Source organism: Deinococcus rubellus (assembly GCF_025244745.1).
In the GTDB taxonomy this organism is placed as follows: domain Bacteria; phylum Deinococcota; class Deinococci; order Deinococcales; family Deinococcaceae; genus Deinococcus; species Deinococcus rubellus.
This window is the reverse complement of the sequence record NZ_CP104213.1, coordinates 1495554-1516865: the sequence shown is the minus strand read 5'-3', so window position 1 is coordinate 1516865 and position 21312 is coordinate 1495554. Positions and strand designations below refer to the sequence as shown.

The window sequence follows — 21312 nt, the reverse complement described above, 5'->3', positions numbered from 1 at the left end:
GGACGGTCTACGCGGGTCTCAACCACGTGCCGTGCACTGCCAACGAGTTCTAGAGCAGCGCCCACTCGGGGCAGAAGGCATCAAGTCCGAACCGCCGCCCAGCAGACCGGGCGGCGGTTCGTTCTCTTCGGCTTATAGCACCGGCAGGGCCAGCAATCCAGCGAAAGCGTCGGGCGCGGGCAGACCAGCTCCGAAGTCGCCCGGCACATAGAAGCTGCCCTCGGTGCTGCCGGGGCCGACGGCGGCCAATCGCCCGGCCAGTTCGGCAGCGCTGATGCGGCCCGCAAAGAAGGTGCGGTGGGCGGCGACCACTTCCGCGACCTCGGCAGCGCTCTCGTGGACGAATTCGAGGCGGAACTCACACAGCCCCTTACCGAGCCACTCGCGCAGGTGCGCCGCCCCACTCTGGGCACGCCCCTCAAAGACCGTGTTGCGGCAGCCCACGTCAGCCATCACTGGGTGCAGGTGACCGCGCTCGTCGCGCAGGGCGAGTTGGTGCGACTCGCAGGGGTGGCCGCAGTTGGTGTAATCGGTGCCGCTGCTCAGGAAGCGGCAGAACACGCAGTGCTCGGTGTGGAAGACCGGCAGGTGGCCGTAGGCGATCACTTCGAGCTTGTCCGGCCCCACCAGCCCGGCAAGATCCGTAATCTGCTCGGCGTTGAGGTCGTGTGTGGGCGTGACCCGCTCCAAGCCCAGCGCCAGCAGCGCGCGGGTGCTCAGGGCATTGGCGGCGTTCAAGCTGAAGTCGCCAGTCAGGGCAGGCCGGTTCGGGGTGTCCTGCAAGCCTTCCAGCAAGCCGCCGGAGCGCACCAGCAGCTCGGCCCCCAGCGAGAGCAGGAACTTCTGGAGGTTCTGCTCGCTGGGCTTGAGGATGCGCGGGCTGGCGACCCGCACCGCGATGCCCGCCTGCTGCACCTGCTCGACGCTGGGCTTGAGCCCGTAGAGTTCGAGGTAATCGAGGGTGATGCTCGCAGGCCGGGCCGCGATGGCGGCTTCGAGTTGCACCGGGGTGCGGACCAGCAGGTGCAGACGCGGCTCTTGGCTGGCCGGAACACGGGGAGCAGGACCGCTGCTGACGTCCAGAAGCGGGTTGGCACGGCGCTGCGGCGCTTGCCCACGCAGCTCGCTGAGGCGCGCAGTGGCCTCACGGCGCAGGGCGTTCAGGGCGCTGACCGGCAAGAAACCCGCACCGACCAGCTCCGCCGTCAATTCGCTCAGGTGGTACGGCGTGCCGCCCAGCCTGCCGAGCTGCTCGCACAAGCTGGCCTCGTCCAGCGCCCGGTTTCTGGCTTCGGAGAGCACCGCCTCGCCGGTCACGCTTACGCGGCGGCCCGCCTCGTCGGTGAGCATCAGGCTGGGCCTCTCCCCCACCCGGCCCACGAAGTGCATCGTCAGCGGGCGGGTGTAGAGCGGATCGGCGCTCTCCAGGAGCGGGCGCACGCGGGCGTCCAGGGCCGGATCGTGGGTGCGCCACACCCAGTCGCCGGGCCGCACCCGCTCGGGGTTGACCGCTCCTCTGGCAAAGCGCAGTTCGATGTCCTGCCCGGCGCTCAGCACCTCCACCTGCTGCCCGGCCTGCCCGCCACCGTAACTCCAGCCGCCGTACAGAAAGCCGCCCTCCTCGCGGCCCTCGGGGGCCCGCCAGTTGGCCGCGTCGAACACCAGGCCGTCGCCGGGCTTGAGGGTCTCGCTGAGAGACACGACCACCCCGCGCGGCGTCAGCGCTTTCACCGTGCCGACCCGCACACCCCGGTGGCGCGGCGCACGGCCCCGCACGACGGTCTGGTGGTTGGTTCCGGCCATGAAGTGCGGCCCCAGGCCCCGCGAGTAGACCTGCTCCAGATCCTGCTCCTGCTGAGGCGTGATGCTCAGCGGCAGCCCGGCCCAGGCCTCGTCCACGGCCTGACGGTAAGCGGCGGTGGTCAGCGCCACGTATTCGGCGTCCTTGTAGCGGCCCTCGATCTTGAGGCAATGCACGCCGATCTCGACCAGTTCCGGCACCTGATGCAGCGCGTAGAGGTCGCCGGGCGAGAGCAGGTAACGGGCGTCACCGAGGTCGCGCCGCACGCCGTCGACGAACAGATCGTAAGGCAAACGGCAGGCCTGGGCACACTGGCCCCGGTTGGCGCTGCGCCCGCCCCAGGCCTCGCTCGAAAAGCACTGCCCCGAGTAGCTGACGCACAGCGCGCCGTGCACGAAGGTTTCCAGCTCGACATCGGTGTCAGCGCGGATGCGGGCAATGTCCTTCAGGCTCAGCTCGCGCCCCAGCACCACCCGGCTGGCCCCGAAGCGCCGGGCGAGCTGCGCGCCCTCGGCGGACGTGATGCTCATCTGGGTGGAGCCGTGAATCGGCAGGTCCGGCACCACTTCGGCGGCCAGACGCGCCACGCCGAGGTCCTGCACGATGATGGCGTCGACCCCGCATGCGGAGAGGTGCAGCAGTTGCGCCTCGGCCGCCCGCAGCTCACGGTCGAAGATCAGCACGTTGAAGGTGACGTAGCCTTTGACACCGCGCTCGTGAAGGAAGCGCATGATCTCGGGCAGCTCCTCATTGCTGAAGCCCACCTTGGCCCGCGCGTGAAAAGCCTCCACGCCAAAAAACACCGCGTCGGCTCCGGCTTCCACGGCGGCGCGCAGTTGCGGCCAGCCGCCCACTGGACTCATGACCTCGGGCTTAAAGCGGGCGGACAGGTGGCTGGGTTCGGTGGCACTGGGCTTGACGAGGCTGGGCATAACAAATCAGTGTAGCGGGCGAGGCCGGGAAGCAGGGTGAGCCAGAGCGGAAAAGCGGCAAAATTGGCCGCGTACCAGGCCCCGACTTTTCAAATGCCAGGTTCACGGCGATAGCCAGGCCACGGAGTCGCCGAGAACACGGAATTAAATAAATCGCTCGAACATTGATAGTTTCATTTGAAATTTTAATCAAGGATCGGCTTTGACCATGTGATCTGTCAGTCAAGTCATGATGCGGCGACAGTTAAAAGAGCAGACTGGCTTCATGTACCAGTCCGACCTCGACCTCATCACCAAAGCCCAGTTGCAAGCCGCACCGGGCCACCACATTTCACCCAGGCCCACGCCGAGCCGCCTGGACCGCTGGGTACGCCGCGTTTCGGACCGCCTGAGCCAGCGACGCCCCGCCGAATAAGCCTAAATCTGGAACTCAAGAAGGGCGCTTCTCTGTTGAGAAGCGCCCGACTTTTTCGACTGCGTTCTGTCTCTGAAGTTTCGTCTCAGCGCACCAGCTTGGCGTCGTCCTGCTCGGACATCATTCTCAGGAAAGCGTCCACGAACTGCGGGTCGAACTGGCTGCCAGACTGACGGCGCAACTCTTGGAGGGCGCGCTCACGGCTCCAGGCGGGCTTGTAGGGCCGGGCGTTGACCAGGGCGTCGTACACGTCGATGATCGAAAACAGCCGGGCAGCGTCGGGAATGTCCTGGCCGCGCAGCCCACTGGGATAGCCGCCGCCGTCCCAGCGCTCGTGGTGGTAGCGCACCAGATCGAGCGTCTCGGCAGGCAGGAAGTGGAGATCCTGGAGCATGTCGTAGCCGATGGTGACGTGGCGCTGCATTGAGGCGCGCTCGTTGGGGTCGAGGGGGCCGCGCTTGTGCAGGATGGCGTCCGGTACGGCAATCTTGCCCAGATCGTGCAGGTATGCGCCCCAGCGCACCGCCTTGAGGCGCTCGTCGTCCCAGCCGAGCCGGGCCGCCAGCCGCAGCGCCAGGGTCATGACCCGCTGGGTGTGACCGCCAGTGTCGTCGTCGCGGTGCTCCAGGGCCGAGCCGAGCGCCTTGAGGGTCAGGTCGTTGGCGTCGCGCAGTTCGCGGATGGCGTAGACCTGACCGAGCTGCGCGCCCAGGAAGCGGGCGAACGACTCGACCACCGACTTCTCATCGGCCTCGAACTCGCGGTCCTCACGGGTCAGCAAGATGAGGCCCAGATGCTGGGTGGCGCGGCCATAGATGTTGACCACCAGTTGCGTTTTGCGCTGCGGGCGCTTCAGTAAGGCCAGCACTTCCTCGGCCACCCAGTGATCGGCCTGCACACTGCGGCTGTCGTTGTCGCTGGGCACAATCGGCTGCTCGATAAACGGCTCGAAGGCCCCGCGTGCCGCCAGAATCATCGGCGTGCCGCGCCGGTAAGCCACCATGGCGAAGTGGGGAGCCACCCGCAGGTTTTGCAGAATGGCGATGCCTGCACGGATAATCGCCTCGGCGTCGCGGGCCTCTCCCAGCTTGACACTGCCTTCTTCGAGCGCCTTGACGGTGTCGTGCAGCCACTCGGTTTCGCGGGCCTTGGACCCTTCGCGGATCGAGAGCAGGCCCAGGCCCAGGATCAGCGCCAATGCTCCGGCCAGGCTCCACGGCTCCGGCCTGGTCTTGACCAGCACCAGCGTGGCCGTGAAAGCCAGCACGTAGACCGCGATGGGCAGCCACTTCCACAGGCCCCCCAGCCGCTGGGTGAGCGAGGCGCACAGTACCGTCATGCCCACGATCAGCGGAGTGTTGCGCAACACGACACCGTAGGCGACGCCGCCTGCGGCCAGTAAGGCCAGCACAATCAGCGGAGCGGGCGAGGGCGGGGCGGCTGGAGCGGCGGATGCGGACACAGCTTCAAGTTTAGCACTCTCTTAACTTTTCTTCACGTTAGAATTTCGTCAGTTTCCGCATGCTCCTGATCAGGGGCGAATTCAGGGCGCGGCAGCACGGAATTCGGCAAACGCCGCCTTCAAGAGCCGGGCGGCCTGGGCGGCCCTCACGCCTGGCGTGACACTCAGCGGGTGTCCCCAGGCGTGCGCAAGCAGGTCGCTGACGCCGCCAAGCGCTCCAGCGCGGGGATTACTGGCTCCGTATACCAGCCGCCCCAACCGGGCTTCGAGCGCCGCGCCCAGACACATCGGGCACGGCTCCAGGGTCACGTAGAGGGTGAAGCCAGTCAGGTACGGCCCGGCCACCTGGGCCGCCTGCCTGAGGGCTTCCAGTTCGGCGTGCCGGGTCATGTCGCCGAGTTCGCGGCTGCGGTTGGCCGCCGAGGCGATGACCTCTGTGCCGCGCACCACCAGCGCTCCTACTGGCACCTCACCGGCACGGGCAGCGGCCTCAGCCAGTCTGAGCGCCTCGCCCATAAAGTAGTGGTCCGCTTCAGGCCCGCTGAGCGGCGGTCCGTCGACCTGCTCGCGCGCGCCCAGCGCCCAGACCGGCGGCTGGATGCCGAGCCACTGCACACCAGCGGGACCAGCCAGCAGCCACAGCCGGTCACGCTCGGCCCTGGGAACCCGCAGATCGGTCAGCACGTCGCTGAGTTTGCGCTCGCCGGCGCTGAGACGGATACGGTCCCCAGCCTGGCGGCGGCGCAGGGTCCAGTCAGGAGGAAAGGCAAATTCGGGACGCAGCCAGTCGTGGGCCGGATCTGAATCCGAGCGGGGCAGTTCCAGCCGGGGAAAGGGACCGCCAATCACGCTGATGTCGCGGCCTGCGGGCAAGCTCAGATGATGGGTGACGCCGCGTGACAGGGCTGAGGCCAGCGCGTCGAGGTGCGCAGCGTGGAAGGTCAGACCTGCCGCCACCAGATCGCGGCGCACCAGCCGCCGAAGCAGTGCTTGAGACTGCCCCCGGCGCGGCGTGTGCAACGTGAAGCGCCCAGCCAGATCGCTCAGCACAGCATCGTCCTCGGCCTGGTGGCGGGCCAGGCGGGAAAGGCGTTCGTCCAGACCTGGAAATCGGGTACGCATTGGCGGCATCACCTCGGCGCGCAGCCAGTTGCGGGTATAGCTGGTGTCGGCGTTGCTGGCATCCTCACGCCAGGTCTGCTGCCAGGCGTCGAGGGCTGCCGTGATCTGCCCCCGGCTGACGCCCAGCCAGGGACGGCGCAGCGCTCCCCGTACCGGGGCGATCCCGCTGAGGACCGCCTCGCCGCGCAGCACTTGCCACAGCACCGTCTCGGCCTGGTCGTTCCGGGTATGCGCCGTCAGGATCAGCTTCAGCCCGCGTTGCCGGGCCACCCGCGCCAGAAAATCGTAGCGCAGCCGCCGCGCCGCTTCCTCGGTGGTCCAGCCGCGCTGCTCGGCCACCCGCGCCACCGGAGCGCGCCCCAGCTCACACGGCACACCCAGGTCCCGGCACAGCGCCGCCACCCACTCGGCGTCGGCAGCCGATTCGGGCCGGAGCTGGTGGTCGAGGTGGGCCACAACGGGCGACGCGCCGACGAGCAGCAGCGCCCGCAACAGGGCCACGCTGTCAGCTCCGCCCGAGACACCCACCACCAGCGGCCCGGAGAGGGCCTGGGCGTAGTGGCGCAGTGGGGCCAGCAGAGGCGTCAGGAGGGCGCGGGCCGGAGGCATCTCGCGCCATCATAGGTCAGCCCCCCACCCGAAACGCCCCTTGCCCCGCGTCCACGCGCCCCGCATACTGTCGGGCATGTTACGTCCCGGCCAAACCGCGCCCCTGTTCGAGGCCAAGAGTGACGAGGGCCAACCCCTCTCGCTGCTGACGCTGCGCGGGCAGTGGGTGGTGCTGTACTTCTTTCCCAGGGCACTGACCCCGGCGTGCAGCCTGGAAGCCAGGGAATTCGAGCAGTCGATCGGCGAGTTCCAGCAGCGCTCGGCCCAGGTGATCGGCGTCAGCAGCGACACCGAGGCCCGGCAGGCCCTGTTTCGCGACACCTGCCACCTGAGTTTTCCGCTGCTCCCCGACTCGGACCGGCGCGTCTGCCGGGCTTACGGGGTACTGGGCGGCCTCGGCGGCTGGCTGGGCCTGAGTCATCGGTGCACCTACCTGATTGATCCGGCGGGGCTGGTGGCCCAGGTCTGGCCCTCGGTGAAGCCCGGCCAACACGCCGCCGAAATATTGCGCGAGCTGTCGACCCGTCAGCAGGTCAGCGCCAGCACGCAGGGCTAGAATTTGGCACTGACCTTCATGCCGCTGAGCTTGAGGTGATCCCCCAGCAGGCTCACGCCTGAGAGCGCCTGCACGCCGAAATAGCCGCGTCCGGCCTTGGCCGCCCGGTCGAGTGCCACCCCGGAGAGCTGAAAGCCCGTCACTTCGCCGCCTTTGAGGGTGAGGGTGCCGATCTTCTGGGCGCTCTCGCCGCTGGCCGCGCAGACCCGCATGCCGCTGCCGGGCAGGCTGGGCAGCGACGTGCCTGCGAAGGCATCAGAGCCGTCGTAGGCGACGCACTGCCCAAAGCCCACGCTGGACGGTAATTTAAGAACCTGATCGGGAATGCCGACGGCAGGCAGCGGCACCACGCCGCATCCGGCCAGCAGGGCAGCGCTCAGGGTCCGGTCTGGACATGGCGGCAGCTTAACAGCCCAGGCCACGCAGAGACCCGACAACATTCGCGCTGCACGCAGAAAATCTCGCATTCTGGATAAGACAGCCCGCAGTGGGCCGGGCCAGGCTGCGACGCCGTGAAATACTCACCGCTATGAATGTGACGATCAAGACCCAGGCCCTCAGACGTCTGCGGGGCCGCTACCCCTTCGGCCACACGGGCGACCTCCTCAGCGCCGACAGCGGCATAGCGCCGGGCGAGGTGGTGGACGTACGCGGCGAGGACGGCAGCTTCGTGGGACGCGGCTACTTCAATGCCCAGGGCGCGACCCCGCTGCGAATGCTGACGCTGGAGCGCGAGGACATCAACGAAGCATTTTACCGCCGCCGCGTTCGCGAGGCGCTGGGACGGCGCGAGGGGCAGATACACAACACCGACGCCCTGCGGGCCGTCTACGCCGAGGCCGACGGGTTGCCGGGCGTGGTGGCCGACCAGTTCGGCAGTTCTCCAGCGGGAGGGGTGCTGGCGGTGCAGCTTCGCAACGCCGGGGCCGAGCGCCACCGCGACCTGATTCTCAGCGCCCTGAAAAAGGAAACTGGGGCCAGGGCCGCCTACGAACGCAGCGATACCGGCGAGCGCCGCAAGGAGGGGCTGGACCTCAAGACCGGCGAATTGTGGGGCGAGGTGCCCAGCCGCGTGCGCTTCTTCGAGGACGATCTGGAACTGTTCTTCGACTGGCAGGATGCCCAGAAGACCGGCTTCTTTCTGGACCAGCGCGACAACCGCCGGATGCTGGCCGCCCTGGTGCAGCCGGGCCAGCATTTTCTGGACGTGTATTCGTATACCGGGGGATTCAGCCTGCACGCCGCCCGGCGCGGCGCACAGACTGTCGCCGTCGATAAGGACGCCGCCGCGCTGGGCATTCTGGAGGCAGTGGCCCGTGCCAACCGCTTGCAGGCCGGAGCGAGGCTGGGCGACGCGCTGGAGGTGATGGCGCAACTGGAGCGCGAGAAACGCCGCTTCGACGTGGTGGTCCTCGACCCGCCCACCCTGGCCAAGCGCCGCGACGACGTACCCAACGCCAAGCGGGTGTTCACCGACGGCACGGCCCGCGCGCTCAGGATGCTCAACTCCGGCGGCCACCTGCTGATCTCCACCTGCGCCCATTACCTCAAGGTGGACGACCTGCTCGACGCGGCGCGGGTGGCAGCGGGTGAGGCCGGGGCAGCGGCGCAGGTCGTGGCCGTGACGTATCAGCCCGCCGACCATCCCTACATGCTGGCGGTGCCGGAGAGCCTGTACCTCAAGAGCGTGCTGCTCAAAAAGGACTGAGCCAGACCGCCCGACCGGACCAATTGACCGGGCAGCCGTACCCACGCGGTAACACTGCTGATCAAATTTGCGCCCAGCGACGGGTCAGAGTCACACATCCACCGGGCAAATCGTGTATAGTTTACCCTTAGTGCCAGCCAGAGAACGGCTGACCACCACCCGAAAATGCCGCCTGCGCTTGTTGAGCACTTCCCCGCGTTTCAGGCAAAACCCCCAAGCGGCAGGGTCGTTCACCGGACAAAATGAGCTGTCGGCGCATGCAGTGGAGATTTGAGGACCCGAGAAAGCTCCCAAGTTGCATGTCTGAAAGGCTTTCACCGGCGCGTGTGCGAACCCCGGAAAAAGGACTCCATGCAATTTAGTGAACTGATCAACCCCGAACTCGCCGGGCGTCTTGCGGCGCAGGGCATCACCGAAGCCACTCCCATCCAGTCCGAGAGCCTACCGCACACCCTGCAGGGCCGCGACCTGATTGGCCGCGCCCGCACCGGTACCGGCAAGACGCTGGCTTTCGCGCTGCCGATCATTCAGGGCATTGCCCCCAGCCGCGAGCGGGGCCGCACCCCGCGCGCCCTGATCATGGCTCCCACCCGCGAACTCGCCAAGCAGGTCGCCGAGCACTTCCACAGGGCGTCCGGCGAACTCGAAGTGCTGACCATCTACGGCGGCGCAGCTTACGGCCCGCAGGAAAAGACCCTGTCGCGCGGCGTCGATATCGTCGTCGGCACGCCGGGACGCATCATCGACCATATCGAGCGTGGCAACCTGGTGCTCGACGCCGTGCAGTTCGTGGTGCTCGACGAGGCCGACGAGATGCTGAGCGTGGGCTTTGCCGACGCCATCGAGGAAATCCTCAAGGCCACGCCTGAAACCCGCCAGACCATGCTGTTCAGCGCCACACTGACCCGCGACATCCTGCGCATTGCCAAGCAGTACCAGAACGATCCGGTCACAATCGACCTCGTCGGCGAGGGCAAGAGCCAGGCCGCCGTAAGCGTCGAGCACCTCAAGATCCGCGTCGGGCGCACCCGCACCCGCTTGCTGGCCGACCTGCTGACCATCTATAACCCCGAGCGCGCCATCATCTTCGCCCGCACCAAGCGCGAGGTCGATGAACTGGCCCTCGAACTCATTCACCGTGGCCTGGAGGCCGAAGCGCTGCACGGCGATCTGGCCCAGAGCCAGCGCGAGCGCGCCCTCGGGGCCTTCCGCGCCGGACGGGTGCGGGTGCTGGTCGCCACCGACGTGGCCGCGCGCGGTCTGGACATCCCCGAGGTCGATCTGGTGGTGCAGTACCACCTGCCGCAGGATCACGAAAGCTATGTTCACCGCTCGGGCCGCACCGGACGTGCCGGGCGCACCGGCACCGCCATCGTGATGTACGGCGACCGCGAGCAGCGCGACCTGCGCAATCTGGAGCACGCCACCGGCGTTCACTTCATCGAACGCGCCCACCCCACCCCCAAGGACGTGCGCGACGCCTCGGCCCGCACCTCTGCCGACCAGGTTCGTAAAGTCGAGAGCGAGTTTGCCGAGCCGTTCCAGGCCGAGGCCGAGCGCTTGTTTAGCGAACTGGGTCTGGAGAGCCTGGCCCGCGCCCTGGCCCGCATCGCCGGAGCCGTGACGCCCGCACGCACTGTCAGCCTGCTCAGCGGTGAGGAAGGCCAGGTCACCGTGATGTTGCACGGCCAGCGCATGAGCGTGGCCCGCACCGTCGCGCTGATCTCCCGCAGCACCGACATCGACAGCCGGGCACTGGGCCGGGTGCGCCTCTCAGACGAGGGCGCGGTGGCCGACATTCCCAGCGAACTGGTGCAGAAACTGCTGGCCGCCTCGCCACTCGACGGCCAGGTGGAGGTCAGCGTGCCCGACGAGCTGCCCACCCTGCACGAAGCCCCGCAGCGTGAGCGCTTCAGCGACAGCCGCAGCAGCGGCGGCTACCGTGGCGGAAGTCGCCAGAGCAGCGGGCGCTCCTCCAGCAATGACCGGGGCAACAGCGGCGGCAGCGGCGGTTACCGTGGCCGCAGCACCAGCACCGGGAATAGCAGTGACTTCGGCAGCCGCGAGTTCGTCCCCAGCGGCCCGGAGCGCGGCGGCAGCGAACGGCGCGATCGGCGCTAAGGTACAAACTCAATAGGTGGGCGGGCGTCTGTGATGGACGCCCGCCCTTTTTGGTCTTACCGCTAGCACCACAATGGCACCCGCATCTCGGCCTCGGTCCAACCAACTGCCGTGAGGGCCGCGCCTGAGCAGTCCGTCAGGCAGAATGAAATGCGGGTGGCCCAGTGGCGTCACCATCAGGTCGCCCACCTGCGCGAGGTCGGCTTCCGTTTGTGGCGGGCCACCATATCGGCCCTCGGCCCGCAGCCCAGCAGCAGCAGAGCGTACCCAGGCTGAGCAGGCTGCCGCCCGCGTGATCGGATTTGACAGCGCGGCTCAGTGAGGCGTCAGCAGTCACCCTTTTGTTGGATCAGGCGCGCGACGATCAGCGCTCCGCCCAGAATCGCGGGGATGCCGCCGCCGGGATGCACCGCCGTGCCGACCTGCCACAACCGTTTTGAGACCCGGTAAGGCTGCGGATGAAACGGCCCGGCCCGCCAGAACGGGTTGGCCGCGCCGTAAATCGAGCCGCCGGGCGTGCCGAGCGCGGTGTAATACTCCGGGCCAAGCGCATGGACGGCCAGCGCCGAGTCCAGCAGCCCCGGCACGCCCAGCACCGCCTCGGCCCGCGCCACCTGCCCACGCACCCAGACATCCGTCAGGCTCTGGCGTTGCCCGGTGGCCGGAACGGTGAGCAGGAGCGCCAGCCTGCGCCCCTCGGCATGAACCAGGGCCAGGGTGTCCGGCGGCAGGGCATTGGCCCTCATGGCTTGCCGGAAGGTGGCAAAGCTTGTCGGCGCGACGATACTGGTGGCGGGCAGCGGCACCGCGTCGGCGAAAGCGGCGTAGATCGCCATCCCGCTGACAGTGCGGGCCTGCGGCTTGATAGTTTTTCCACTCAGCCCGGCCCGCCGCGCCGGATCGAGGGCGCTGACGATCAAATCGTGCGGCACCGTTTCGCCGCGTAGCTGGACGGTGGCCCGCGACCCCTCCAGACCCGTGACCGGCGTGTGGGGCCGCAGCCGCACGCCCCGCACCTGACACAGGCGGATCAGCTCGTCCAGCAGCGCCGCCATCCCTCCAGCAGGCCGCGAGACTTCATCCGCGATCAATGCCGGGAGCAGGGCATAAAGCGCCGGGGCGTCGTGTGGACTGAGTCCAGCGTTGAGGGCGTGGGTCTTGAGGGCGTGTGCCAGGAGCGGCGAGAAACGTTGCGCGTCGGTCCAGCGCTCCGCTGTCAGGTGCGAACCCAGCACCCGGCCCAGCGCGGCGCTCGCCTTCAGAAACGCGGGGTCACTCAGGCGCGGCGGCGTGGTCAGCAGAGTTTCGATGTGGAGGCGCAGCGGGCGCACCAGGGCCACGTAGCGGTCCCACTCGCCGGACAGCGGATGGCCCGGCGGCAGCGGCACGGTCCCGAACGGCGTGTGGTGCAGGCCCAGTCCACCTGGCAAGAGTTGTAGGTCCAAGCCGTCCGCCTCACCCAGCACAGCCAGATAGCGCCGCCAGACGCCCGGAAAGGTGAACAGGCTCGGCCCGGTGCTGAATGTCAGGCCGCCCACTTCCAGCCGCCCCAGCTTGCCGCCCAATTCACCCGACTCGTACAGCGTGACCGCGTGGCCTGCCTCGGCCAGCAGCGCCGCCAGACTCAGGCCCGCCAGCCCGCCGCCAAGAATACCGATGGAGTGGCTTGCGGAAAAAGAGCGACCCGTTTCGCGCCTCATTTTGCCAGCAGGTACACCAGTTGCACCCCGCTCACCGCGCCGACGATCCAGGGCGAGACGATGCTCAGCGGGTAGAAGCGGGCCGCCTGCCGGGGCGTGGGACGGCGGCGCAGGGCCAGCGCCATGCCGCCGCACACCAGACACACCGCCGCGCTGCTGAGCGGGCTGAGCGCCCACACCAGCGCGCCCGCCAGCGCGAACCAGCCGAGCGCATAGAGCGCTGTGCCGGACGCACCCAGGCGGGTCGCCACTGTGCGGGTGCCCGCCCCCACGTCAGCCGGGATGTCCTGCACGGCGTCGAAAGCGTGCTTGCCCACCGCGTAGGCGCACAGGGCGGCGAAGGCCAGCCAGGGCACCGCCGCGCCGACCATCAGGGCCGGGATCAAGAGCGGCAGGGCGTAGGCCACGTTAGACAAGCCGTCGAGGAAGGGGCGGGCCTTGAAGCGCAGCGGGCGCAGGCTATATCCCGCGAACAGCCCTGCCGAGAGCAGCAGCACCCCGGAGGCAGCGGGCGGCAGCCACCAGCCCAGCACCAGCAAGAACGGCAGATTCAGCCCCAGGATCAGCCACAGCAGCGGCGCAGCCTCACCCGCCGCCAGCCGCGCGCCCTGCCAGCCGCCCTTGCGCGCGCTGCGGGCGTCCTCGTCCAGATCGGCGCAGTCGTTGAGGCCGTAGATCAGCAGATTGAAGGGCAGGGTCAGGTAGAGCAGCAGGGTCAGCCAGGCCGCCGACATGTTCCAGAGCTGCCCGGAGAGCCACAACCCGGTGACGGCCACGCCCAGCGTGTTGATCCACAGGGCGGGGCGCGAAACCAGAAGCACCTGGCGCAGCGGCAGGGCGCTGAGCGTCAGAGGGCGGGGGCGCGGCTGCAAACGGCTCACGGGAAGAAGTATAGAGGCGCAGCTATGGGCGGGTTGTCCGGGCATAGCTGCGCCACAAAATCCTTGCGACGAATCCCGCTAGACTGCCCGGCATGGCCCGGCGCGTTGATCCCGTTCAGGACAGATTGCGCCGCGCCGCGCTGGAGCAGGCGGCTTACCAGGCGATCTTCGAGTGCGGCTTTGCCAGTGTCACGCTCGGCGACATCGCGGCGCGGGCGGGGGTCAGCAAAGGCACGCTGGCCTACCACTTCGGCAGCAAGGAAGAGCTGCTGGCCGCCGTGATGCGCCGATTCGTGAGGACCGTGACGGCGGCGACCCGGCGCGCCCTGCGGCTGGCCGACGGTCCCGAAGCCAAGCTGCGGGCATATGTGGACAATCAGTTTTACGGCATGCTCAACACCCGGCGCTTTTACACCGTCTCGCTCGATCTGCTCTCGGCAGCGGCCCGCAGCGAGGCGCTGATGACCGTGCAGCGCGGCTTCGTGGCCGCCAACCTGAGCCTGGACGCCGAACTCGCGGCGCTGGGCACTGGCGACCCGGGCCAGCCCGCCAGCCTGGAAGCGCGGGCCTGGCAGCTGCGCGCACTGGTCGACGGCCTGAGCATGCGCTTCCTGTCAGACCCGGCCCCCGACCTGGACCGCTACCGGCAGGTCTGCCTGACAGGTTTGAGAGCGCTCTTGTGGCCCCGTTTAGACGGTATTCAGAAGGGCTAAACCGCCCAAAAGCCTGTGCTAGCCTGATCAGTATGAGAAACGCTTTTATCGTGTCTGCGGCACTCTTGCTGGTCGGCACACTGGGCGGCGGTTTCACGGCCTTCCGACTCGCCACACACCATGAGGCCGCCGCGTCTGCCGCAACGAGCGGCGCGGCCAGCACCGCAGCAACTGACAGCACCAGCGGCACTGCGGGCACCGGAGCCACGATGGCAGGCAGTGCGGCTCCCGCCACCGGCATGCCGGCCACAGCCAGCACTGCCCAGGGCAGTACCCCCACCCAACCGGCGGGCAAGGCCAGCGCCACCGAAGGCGCAGGCGTGGTCGCCAAGGACGGAGCTTCGGGCCAGTCGTCCACCACCGCCGCGCCGGGCGCACCCACCAAGCCCACCAGCGCCGACAACCCCTCGGGCAGCGCCCCCGCGCCGGGCAGCAGCGCCGCGCCAGCCGGTGGGGCGACCTCAGCCGCCAGCGGTGCAGGCGACGCCGCTGCGGGCAAGCTGCTCTTTGCCGGGGCCAAGAAGCCGGAAGTCAACTGCTCGGTGTGTCACGGCGCGGGCGGCAAGGGCGGCATCGGAGCCAACCTGACCACCGCCGACGGCCCCAAATCCTGGGACGACACCCAGTTCACGGCGGCGCTGCGCCAGGGTCAGACCCCCACCAAGATGCTCAACGCCACCATGCCGCGCTTTGCCGACACCCAGCTCAGCGACGACGAGATCGTCAACATCCACGCCTTCATCAAGACGCTGCAATAAGGTTCGGGGTGACAGGGTTTGGCAGCCAACGTTTCAGTTGAGCCGCACAACCCTGCACTAGCCTGCAACCATGAAACGTCGTCTGTTCGTCTTCCCTGTGCTGCTCGCGCTCGGGGTGGCCCTCACCGCCTGCAACCCCGTTGCCACCCTCAACAACACCACCAACCTCAGCGGCCTCGACGTCACCCGCAACCTGCACTACGGCCCCGATGCGCGCAATGTGCTGGACATTTATGCGCCCCAGCAGGCCAGCGGCAAGCCCGTGGTGCTGTTCATTCACGGCGGCTCGTGGGACAGCGGCAGCAAGGACGAGTACGTCTTCGTGGGTGACAGCCTGGCACGTGCCGGATACGTGACGGCGGTGATGAGTTACCGCCTGGCCCCCACGCACCCCTATCCCGATTACATCCAGGACGCGGCGCAGGCGCTCAAGTGGCTTCAGGACAACGCCGCGAAGTACGGTGGCAACGGCCAGCGCCTTTACGTGGTCGGACACTCGGCGGGGGCCTTCAACGCTGCTGAGGTCGTGGACAACGCCCGCTGGCTGAATGAGGCGGGCGTCAACATCAACACCGTCCACGGCCTGGTCGGCATCGCCGGTCCCTATGACTACGATTTTCGCAAGTTCCCCAGCAAGAACGCTTTCCCGGCGGGCGGCGACCCGGCCAACATCATGCCCAGCCGTCATATCCGGCCCGACGCCCCGCCGCACCTGCTGCTGGTGGCAGCCAACGACACCACCGTGGACCCCGATAACGGCGAGCGCATGAAAGCGGCCCTGCAAGCGGCTGGTGTGCCGTACACCTACACCGTGCTACCAGGCCTCAACCACATCACCATCGTGGCCGCGCTCTCGCGCAAACTCACCTTTCTGGGCGGCACCCGCAAGGCCGTGCTGGACTTTCTGGCGACCCAGGAGCAGAAGCCGTGAACCTGACGGCAGGCGTCTAGACAACTTTCTCTGCCGTCAGGTTCGGATGAGGCACACGTGCTGGGATAACGCGCATGTCTCATCTGGTTCTGCGCCTTTCACTCGTTTTCACGCTGCTCAGTTCGCCTGGACTGGCCGCCGTGACAGTCAAAAAGGGCGATACCCTCTACGCCATCTCTCAGCGCAGCGGCGTCAGCGTCGCCCGTTTGCAGGCCCTCAACCAGCTCGGCACCCACCTGATCGTGCCGGGACAGGTGCTCAGGACCGGCGGCCCGCTGCCCCGGCTGGCGGCCCAGCCGCCCAAGCCGCCTCCACAGCGCGGTAAAACGGCCTCCAGTCCTCTCCCGGCAACGCGGACGGCCATCCGCTACACGGTGCGCCCCGGCGACACCCTCGGGCGGATCGCGGGGCGCAGCGGCATCAGCGTGGCGGCCCTGCAAGCAGCCAACCGCCTCAGCGGCAACCTGATCCGGGTGGGCCAGGTGCTGACGGTGCCGCCGCCCAGCAGCCCGGCGCAGCGCCTGGCCGCCCGCATTCCGGCGTTGCCGCCCAACATGGAAGCCCGCACCGTCTACACCTACACCACGGTCGGCATCACCGACACCTTCGTGACGCTGGCGCAGACGGCCAGACAAAATGCCAGGCTCACACCCGCACAGTTCATGAGCCTCAACCGGCTTTCCTCGGCCTGGGTGTACCCCGGCATGAAGGTGCTGCTGCCCCGGCGCATTCCGGTGCCGATTCCGCCGCGTCCCCAGCACAGCGCCGTGACGCTCTCGGCGGTGCGGGTACTGGGCGTCCCGGTGCAGGTGGTGCGGGTCGATCTGAGACACCGAGACGTGCTGGTGTCGCCGGTGCTGCCCACGCGCGGGATCGGGAGCAGCGCCCGCGTCAGCACCCTGGCCCGGCTCAGCGGCGCGGCAGCCGTCATCAACGGCAGCTACTTTCATCCGCGCAGCTTTGTCCCGGCGGGCGATCTGGTGGTGCAGGGCAAACGCCTCTCGTGGGGGCGCATTCCAGTGGCCCTCTCGATCACGCCCGACAACCGCGCCCGCATCGGCAGCGGGGCAGGTGGCTCAGGGGTGGGCAGCCAGTGGAGCGGCATGGAAACCGTGATCGCCAGCGGCCCGCAGATCGTGCGCGGTGGGGCGCTGACCAGCGTTTATTCCGCCGTCTTTCAGGACCCGGCACTGTTTGGCCGGGCCGCCCGCAGCGCCATCGGCCTGAGCAGCAACCGCGATTTGCTGCTGGTCAGTACCCACGCCCGGCTCACCCCCAGTGAGATGGGCAAGGTCATGGCCCGCCTCGGCGCGCAGGACGCCCTGCTGCTCGACGGCGGCTCCAGCGCGGGCCTGAGCTGGAACAACGCCCCGGTGCTGGAAAGTCTGCGCAGCGTCGCCTACGGTATCGGGGTCTTTCCGGAGTATGCGGGTCGGCGGTATTCGCGGAGCTGAGGGAGTCTCAGCGCCCCGCCCGCACGTCCTCGATCAGCTCGCGGCACAGCTCGGCGGCCACCGGCCCCAGCGGGCTGATTTCCGCACCGAGCAGGGTGACCAGTTTGTCCTGGCGGGCACCGCTCAGGTAAGGCCAGCGCTCCAGATCGCCGCGCCACACCTGCGCGGCCGCGTCGCGCACGAAACGCACCGCACCGTCGAAGTAGCCGACCTGAACGGCCAATCGGGCGCGCTTCTCGGCCTGCACCAGATTCAGCCCGCGCGTCGCCAGCAGCACCCGGCGCGCCTCGCGCTCACCGCCGAAGCCGTAGAGCTGATCGAGGTGGTCCACCGCCCTGGGAAACGCCAGCCCGACCTGCGCGCGCCAGAGGTGCGGCAGCCGTACCCCGCCGTCCGGCCAGCCCGCCGCCCAAAGATGCCGCCAGCTCAGCAGCGCTGGATACAGGCACTCCACGGCCAGGCGGCGCACGTCGGCCAGCACCAGCAGTTGCGCCGCCGTGCCGGAGCCCGCGCTGAGCAGTTGCTGGGCGGCAGTCAGGCGGATCTCGGCCTGACGGATAAGTCCGGCGCGGAAGTCGGCCAGTTGCAGCGGCGTCAGGGCATACAGGGTCCGCTGAAGCCTACCGAGGGTGCCGCCGGGATCGTAGACGGGGCGGCAGTGGGCCAGCAGACCCAGCGGCCCAGTGGCCTGGAGCGCCTCCCAGTCCTGCCAGGCTTCCAGCGAGTCATAGGGAAAGCGCAGCCGCACCACGCCCGCCTCCGTTGCCCGCAGCGGGAACCCGGTTTCCGGGGCGCTCAGGCCGCGCTCGAAACTCAGCAGTGTGGGGGTGCTGCCCGCCCAAGCGCTCGGCGTGCCCAGGCTGCCCACCTTGGCCAACGCCCGCACCTTGCGCTCGGCGCTGAGGCGCTGCACGATCTGTTCAAGCGGCTCCATCTGTTCAAGCGGCTCCATGTCGGGCCTACTGTACTGCCCAGCTCAGCCCAAACCGCGCAGCCCCCGGACTACCCAGCCCGCTCAGGTCAGTCAGCGGCGCAGAGGGAGCCTTCATGCTCGCCCGGCACATTCGGCGTCACCTTCGCGTCAGCGCGCCGCAGTAGAATCGAACCATGCAAAAGTCAGTCTGCTCTGCTCTTTTGACACTTCTGATGCTCTCCTCGGCCCAGGCCCTGAGCTTGCAGGGCAGTGTCATCGGCAGCGGGGCCAGTCTGCCGCCCAGCGCGCGGGTGGGCCTGTGGAGCGCTGGGCCGTCAGGCGCGCCGATCAACGAACTGGTCAGCGCGCCCATCATCGGCGGCACCTTCACGCTGAGCCTACCGACGGACGCGCCGCCCAGCCGCGCCCAGTTCCCGCTGCGCCCGGAAAGTATCGGCTGGCCCGGTGTGGTCGGCGACGTGAGCCTCAGCGCCCCAGTGCTCAGCAGCGCGGTCAATCTGTTCGTCTACGACGACGCCAACCGCAACGGCAAGCGCGACGACAACGAAGCGCTGATGGACGCCTTTCCCGACGTGCAGCGTCAACCGCTGGTTATATTCTGGGTTAGCGGCAAGGTGACGGTGAGCGCCGGGCACGGCTTTGCGGCAACGCTCAGCAGCGGCTGGAACACCTTCATCGTGGACCTGGGCCGCAACGCCAGCATGAGTGCTTATACCGGACAGCCGGTCAACCTGCGGGTGCGGCCTTAAGGAGCTGCTGAGGCGCGTAGCACGCACTCCATCCCAGTTCTGGCAGCCTGCCCAACCGATTCTTTTGTGATGCTCAGCCTTGCCGCCGCCTGTCAGATGAGATACAAGTGCAGGATATGCGAGAAGCTGTTCTGGAGTCCCTGCGCTCGGTCAACGATCCTGAGCTGCACCGCGATCTGGTGTCACTGGGCATGATCGAACGAATTGACGTGGCTCAGCTTGAGCACGCGGCGGGCAGCGCCATTACCGTCAAGGTCAACCTCACCACCCCGGCCTGCCCGCTCAAGGCCACCATCGAGCGGGACGTGCGGGCCGCCGTGCTGGGCGTGCCGGGTGTTGAGACAGTCAGCGTCGAGTTCGGCGCTCAGGTCCGGATGCCCGCGACCCCGCCGCTGCCCGGTGTCAAGAACGTGCTGCTGATCGGCAGCGGCAAGGGCGGCGTGGGCAAGTCGTCGGTGGCGGTCAACATCGCCTGCGCGCTGGCCCAGAGCGGCGCGGCGGTGGGGTTGATGGACGCCGACGTGTACGGCCCCTCGGTGGCGCACATGCTGGGGCAGGGCAGCGCCAAACTCGTCGGCAACGCCGAGCGCAAGATGGTGCCGCTTGAAGCGCACGGCATCCGCTTTATCAGCATGGCCAACCTCTCCCCCGCTGGACAGGCGCTGGTGTGGCGCGGCCCGATGCTGCACTCGGCCATTCAGCAGTTTCTAAAAGACGCCGCCTGGGGCAATCTCGATTACCTGATCGTGGATCTGCCGCCCGGCACCGGCGACGTGCAGCTTTCCTTGACCCAGAGCGTGCAGGTCACTGGGGCCGTCATCGTGACCACCCCGCAGGACGTGGCCCTGATCGACGCGGCGCGGGCCATCGACATGTTCCGCAAGGCCAGCGTGCCGGTGCTGGGCATTATCGAGAACATGAGTTACTTCGTGGCTCCCGACACCGGCATTGTCTACGACCTGTTCGGACGTGGGGGGGCTGCCAAGCTCGGCAATTATCCGCTGCTGGGCGAGGTGCCGCTCGATACCGACGTGCGCCGCGACGCCGACGAGGGCACGCCCGCCGTGATCTCGCACCCCGACGCGGCGGCTTCAAAGGCACTCAGACAGATTGCCGAGAATCTCGCCGGACGGGTCAGTGTGCAGACCCTGGCCGAGTTGCCGATGGCACAACTGGTGTAAGGGCTATGACCCTCGCCCCAACCGACCCAGCGGCCCCAGGTGACACAGGTACCAGAAGTGTCGCCGCGCCGCCCGCCTTGCCGGAGCGCACCAAGAGCAAATTGCTGGAAGTCATCAAGGCCTGCGACTGCGCCACTGCCCAGACGCTGGCCGACAAGCTGGGCGTCACGGTTCCGGCCATCCGGCGGCACCTGCAAGACCTTCAAGACGCCGGGCAGCTCGAAGTCCGCACCGAGAAGCCCGGTGGCCGGGGCCGTCCGCAGCATGTGTATGTGCTGACCGAGGCGGGTGAGGCCACCTTTCCCAAAGCCTACGCCGCTCTATGCCTGGACGTGCTCAGCCACGTGGAGCAGCTCTTCGGTGAGGGCGCGGTGATGCAGGTGATGGACGCCCGGCGACTGGAATTGTGCACCCAACTCACGCCGCTGCTGGGCCAGCACACCGATCTGGGCCACAAATTGCACGCCCTGGCCAGGGCCCTGTGTGAGCACGGCTACGCCGCCCGCGCCTATCAGGAGGGCAGTCAGTGGTATCTGGCGCAGCGCAATTGCCCGGCCCCCGCCGTCGCCAAGCACTTTCCCCAGCTCTGCCAGGGCGAACTGACGCTCTACCGTGAGTTACTGGGGGTGCCGGTGAGCCGCGAATCCAGACTCTCATGCGGCGCGGCGGAATGCCGCTACAAGGTCGGTTGAGCCGGGCGTATGCCGCTCTACAGCATGGTGGCCTGGCCCACCGCCGAACTCAGTGACTGGCTGACAGGGGTGCAGCGCCGCCTGGGCGTCAGCAGCTACGGCGACCCACACCTGAACCTGCGGGTGCCGTTCGAGTATGAGGGCCAGCCCCAGACCCTGATCTGTGACGTGCGGCGCAGCCTGGCAGGCATGTCGCCGTTTCAAGTTGAGTTTCTGCGCTGGCGGCACTTCCCGCACGTCGTCTTTCTGGAGTACGCCCTCAGCGTGCCGCTCCGCGATCTGCACCAGCAGCTGATTCAGGTGCCGGGCGCACCCGCCGGGAAGTACGACGGCGAGCAGTTCATCCCGCACCTCTCGCTGGCCATCGGCATCTGCGACTGGGCCGAGGAAAGCGTCTGGCGCGAGCTGGAGCCACTGCGCCCGCCGCAGAGCAGCTTTGAAGTGCAGGCTGCCTCACTGACCCGTGAAGGCGGCGGCGAATTGCGCGAGGTTCACACCTTTCCGCTGGGCGATAGCCTGACCGGAATGCGCGAGCAGGAGCAGTAAGGCAGCTCCTGCCCCATGCCACGAATCCCCGCGAGACGAACGCCGTT

At 68.1% G+C, this 21312-nt stretch carries 19 protein-coding genes; 12 read left to right on the top strand and 7 right to left on the bottom strand.

All coding sequences use genetic code 11. The annotated features are described in order from the left end of the window. Positions 1 to 132 precede the first annotated feature (132 nt). The gene (locus tag N0D28_RS07870) at positions 133 to 2733 is read right to left on the bottom strand and encodes a U32 family peptidase (RefSeq protein ID WP_425556181.1); all 2601 of its coding nucleotides are present in this window, start codon (positions 2731 to 2733) and stop codon (positions 133 to 135) included. Positions 2734 to 2998: 265 nt separating this feature from the next. Here N0D28_RS07870 and N0D28_RS07865 point away from each other — a divergent pair, with 265 nt between their 5' ends. Continuing rightward, positions 2999 to 3148 carry a hypothetical protein gene (locus tag N0D28_RS07865; RefSeq protein WP_260561809.1) on the top strand — a complete coding sequence of 50 codons (150 nt, stop codon included), beginning with the start codon at positions 2999 to 3001 and terminating at the stop codon, positions 3146 to 3148. A gap of 85 nt (positions 3149 to 3233) precedes the next feature. Here N0D28_RS07865 and N0D28_RS07860 read toward each other — a convergent pair whose 3' ends face one another. Both N0D28_RS07860 and tilS read right to left on the bottom strand, forming a co-directional pair. Next, the gene (locus N0D28_RS07860; protein ID WP_260561808.1) at positions 3234 to 4610 is read right to left on the bottom strand and encodes an HD-GYP domain-containing protein; all 1377 of its coding nucleotides are present in this window, start codon (positions 4608 to 4610) and stop codon (positions 3234 to 3236) included. Between the two features lie 81 nt (positions 4611 to 4691). Then, positions 4692 to 6341, bottom strand: a complete 1650-nt coding sequence (tilS, locus tag N0D28_RS07855; protein ID WP_260561807.1) for a tRNA lysidine(34) synthetase TilS — start codon at positions 6339 to 6341, stop codon at positions 4692 to 4694. A 76-nt stretch (positions 6342 to 6417) separates the two neighbouring features. On the opposite strand from tilS, the gene N0D28_RS07850 reads away from it, so the two are divergent. Next, positions 6418 to 6897: a peroxiredoxin gene (locus tag N0D28_RS07850; RefSeq protein WP_260561806.1), complete on the top strand. Its 480-nt coding sequence runs from the start codon at positions 6418 to 6420 to the stop codon at positions 6895 to 6897. On the opposite strand, the gene N0D28_RS07845 is transcribed toward N0D28_RS07850, so the two are convergent. Then, positions 6894 to 7319 carry a hypothetical protein gene (locus N0D28_RS07845; protein WP_260561805.1) on the bottom strand — a complete coding sequence of 142 codons (426 nt, stop codon included), beginning with the start codon at positions 7317 to 7319 and terminating at the stop codon, positions 6894 to 6896. The genes N0D28_RS07850 and N0D28_RS07845 overlap by 4 nt on opposite strands. A gap of 107 nt (positions 7320 to 7426) precedes the next feature. Here N0D28_RS07845 and N0D28_RS07840 point away from each other — a divergent pair, with 107 nt between their 5' ends. Together N0D28_RS07840 and N0D28_RS07835 are read left to right on the top strand one after the other, a co-directional pair. Then, positions 7427 to 8605: a class I SAM-dependent rRNA methyltransferase gene (locus tag N0D28_RS07840; RefSeq protein ID WP_260561804.1), complete on the top strand. Its 1179-nt coding sequence runs from the start codon at positions 7427 to 7429 to the stop codon at positions 8603 to 8605. Positions 8606 to 8956: 351 nt separating this feature from the next. Then, a complete protein-coding gene (locus N0D28_RS07835) occupies positions 8957 to 10726 on the top strand; it encodes a DEAD/DEAH box helicase (RefSeq protein ID WP_260561803.1) in 1770 nt (589 codons plus the stop codon). Between the two features lie 326 nt (positions 10727 to 11052). Here N0D28_RS07835 and N0D28_RS07830 read toward each other — a convergent pair whose 3' ends face one another. Together N0D28_RS07830 and N0D28_RS07825 are read right to left on the bottom strand one after the other, a co-directional pair. Then, a complete protein-coding gene (locus tag N0D28_RS07830; protein ID WP_260561802.1) occupies positions 11053 to 12426 on the bottom strand; it encodes a phytoene desaturase family protein in 1374 nt (457 codons plus the stop codon). After that, complete coding sequence (locus N0D28_RS07825; protein ID WP_260561801.1) at positions 12423 to 13307, bottom strand: UbiA family prenyltransferase; 885 nt, start codon at positions 13305 to 13307, stop codon at positions 12423 to 12425. Before N0D28_RS07825 ends, N0D28_RS07830 begins: the two co-directional genes overlap by 4 nt. A gap of 92 nt (positions 13308 to 13399) precedes the next feature. Here N0D28_RS07825 and N0D28_RS07820 point away from each other — a divergent pair, with 92 nt between their 5' ends. The 4 genes from N0D28_RS07820 (at position 13400) to N0D28_RS07805 (ending at position 17163) form a co-directional block, all read left to right on the top strand. Beyond that, entirely contained in the window at positions 13400 to 14020 is a 621-nt protein-coding gene (locus tag N0D28_RS07820) for a TetR/AcrR family transcriptional regulator (RefSeq protein ID WP_260561800.1), read from the top strand. Between the two features lie 32 nt (positions 14021 to 14052). Continuing rightward, entirely contained in the window at positions 14053 to 14778 is a 726-nt protein-coding gene (locus N0D28_RS07815) for a c-type cytochrome (RefSeq protein ID WP_260561799.1), read from the top strand. A gap of 70 nt (positions 14779 to 14848) precedes the next feature. After that, positions 14849 to 15709: an alpha/beta hydrolase gene (locus N0D28_RS07810; protein WP_260561798.1), complete on the top strand. Its 861-nt coding sequence runs from the start codon at positions 14849 to 14851 to the stop codon at positions 15707 to 15709. A 74-nt stretch (positions 15710 to 15783) separates the two neighbouring features. Further along, positions 15784 to 17163 (top strand): LysM peptidoglycan-binding domain-containing protein, encoded by a 1380-nt coding sequence (locus tag N0D28_RS07805; RefSeq protein ID WP_260561797.1) that lies wholly within the window; start codon positions 15784 to 15786, stop codon positions 17161 to 17163. 7 nt (positions 17164 to 17170) lie between these two features. Here N0D28_RS07805 and N0D28_RS07800 read toward each other — a convergent pair whose 3' ends face one another. Next, positions 17171 to 18115, bottom strand: a complete 945-nt coding sequence (locus N0D28_RS07800; RefSeq protein WP_260561796.1) for a hypothetical protein — start codon at positions 18113 to 18115, stop codon at positions 17171 to 17173. 155 nt (positions 18116 to 18270) lie between these two features. Here N0D28_RS07800 and N0D28_RS07795 point away from each other — a divergent pair, with 155 nt between their 5' ends. The 4 genes from N0D28_RS07795 (at position 18271) to N0D28_RS07780 (ending at position 21265) form a co-directional block, all read left to right on the top strand. Then, on the top strand, positions 18271 to 18846 hold the full coding sequence (locus tag N0D28_RS07795; RefSeq protein ID WP_260561795.1) for a hypothetical protein: 576 nt from the start codon (positions 18271 to 18273) through the stop codon (positions 18844 to 18846). Positions 18847 to 18962: 116 nt separating this feature from the next. Further along, complete coding sequence (locus N0D28_RS07790; RefSeq protein WP_260561794.1) at positions 18963 to 20027, top strand: Mrp/NBP35 family ATP-binding protein; 1065 nt, start codon at positions 18963 to 18965, stop codon at positions 20025 to 20027. Positions 20028 to 20032: 5 nt separating this feature from the next. Then, positions 20033 to 20719, top strand: coding sequence for a helix-turn-helix transcriptional regulator (locus tag N0D28_RS07785; RefSeq protein ID WP_260561793.1), 687 nt, complete (start codon positions 20033 to 20035; stop codon positions 20717 to 20719). 9 nt (positions 20720 to 20728) lie between these two features. Further along, a complete protein-coding gene (locus N0D28_RS07780; RefSeq protein WP_260561792.1) occupies positions 20729 to 21265 on the top strand; it encodes a 2'-5' RNA ligase family protein in 537 nt (178 codons plus the stop codon). Positions 21266 to 21312: the final 47 nt, after the last annotated feature.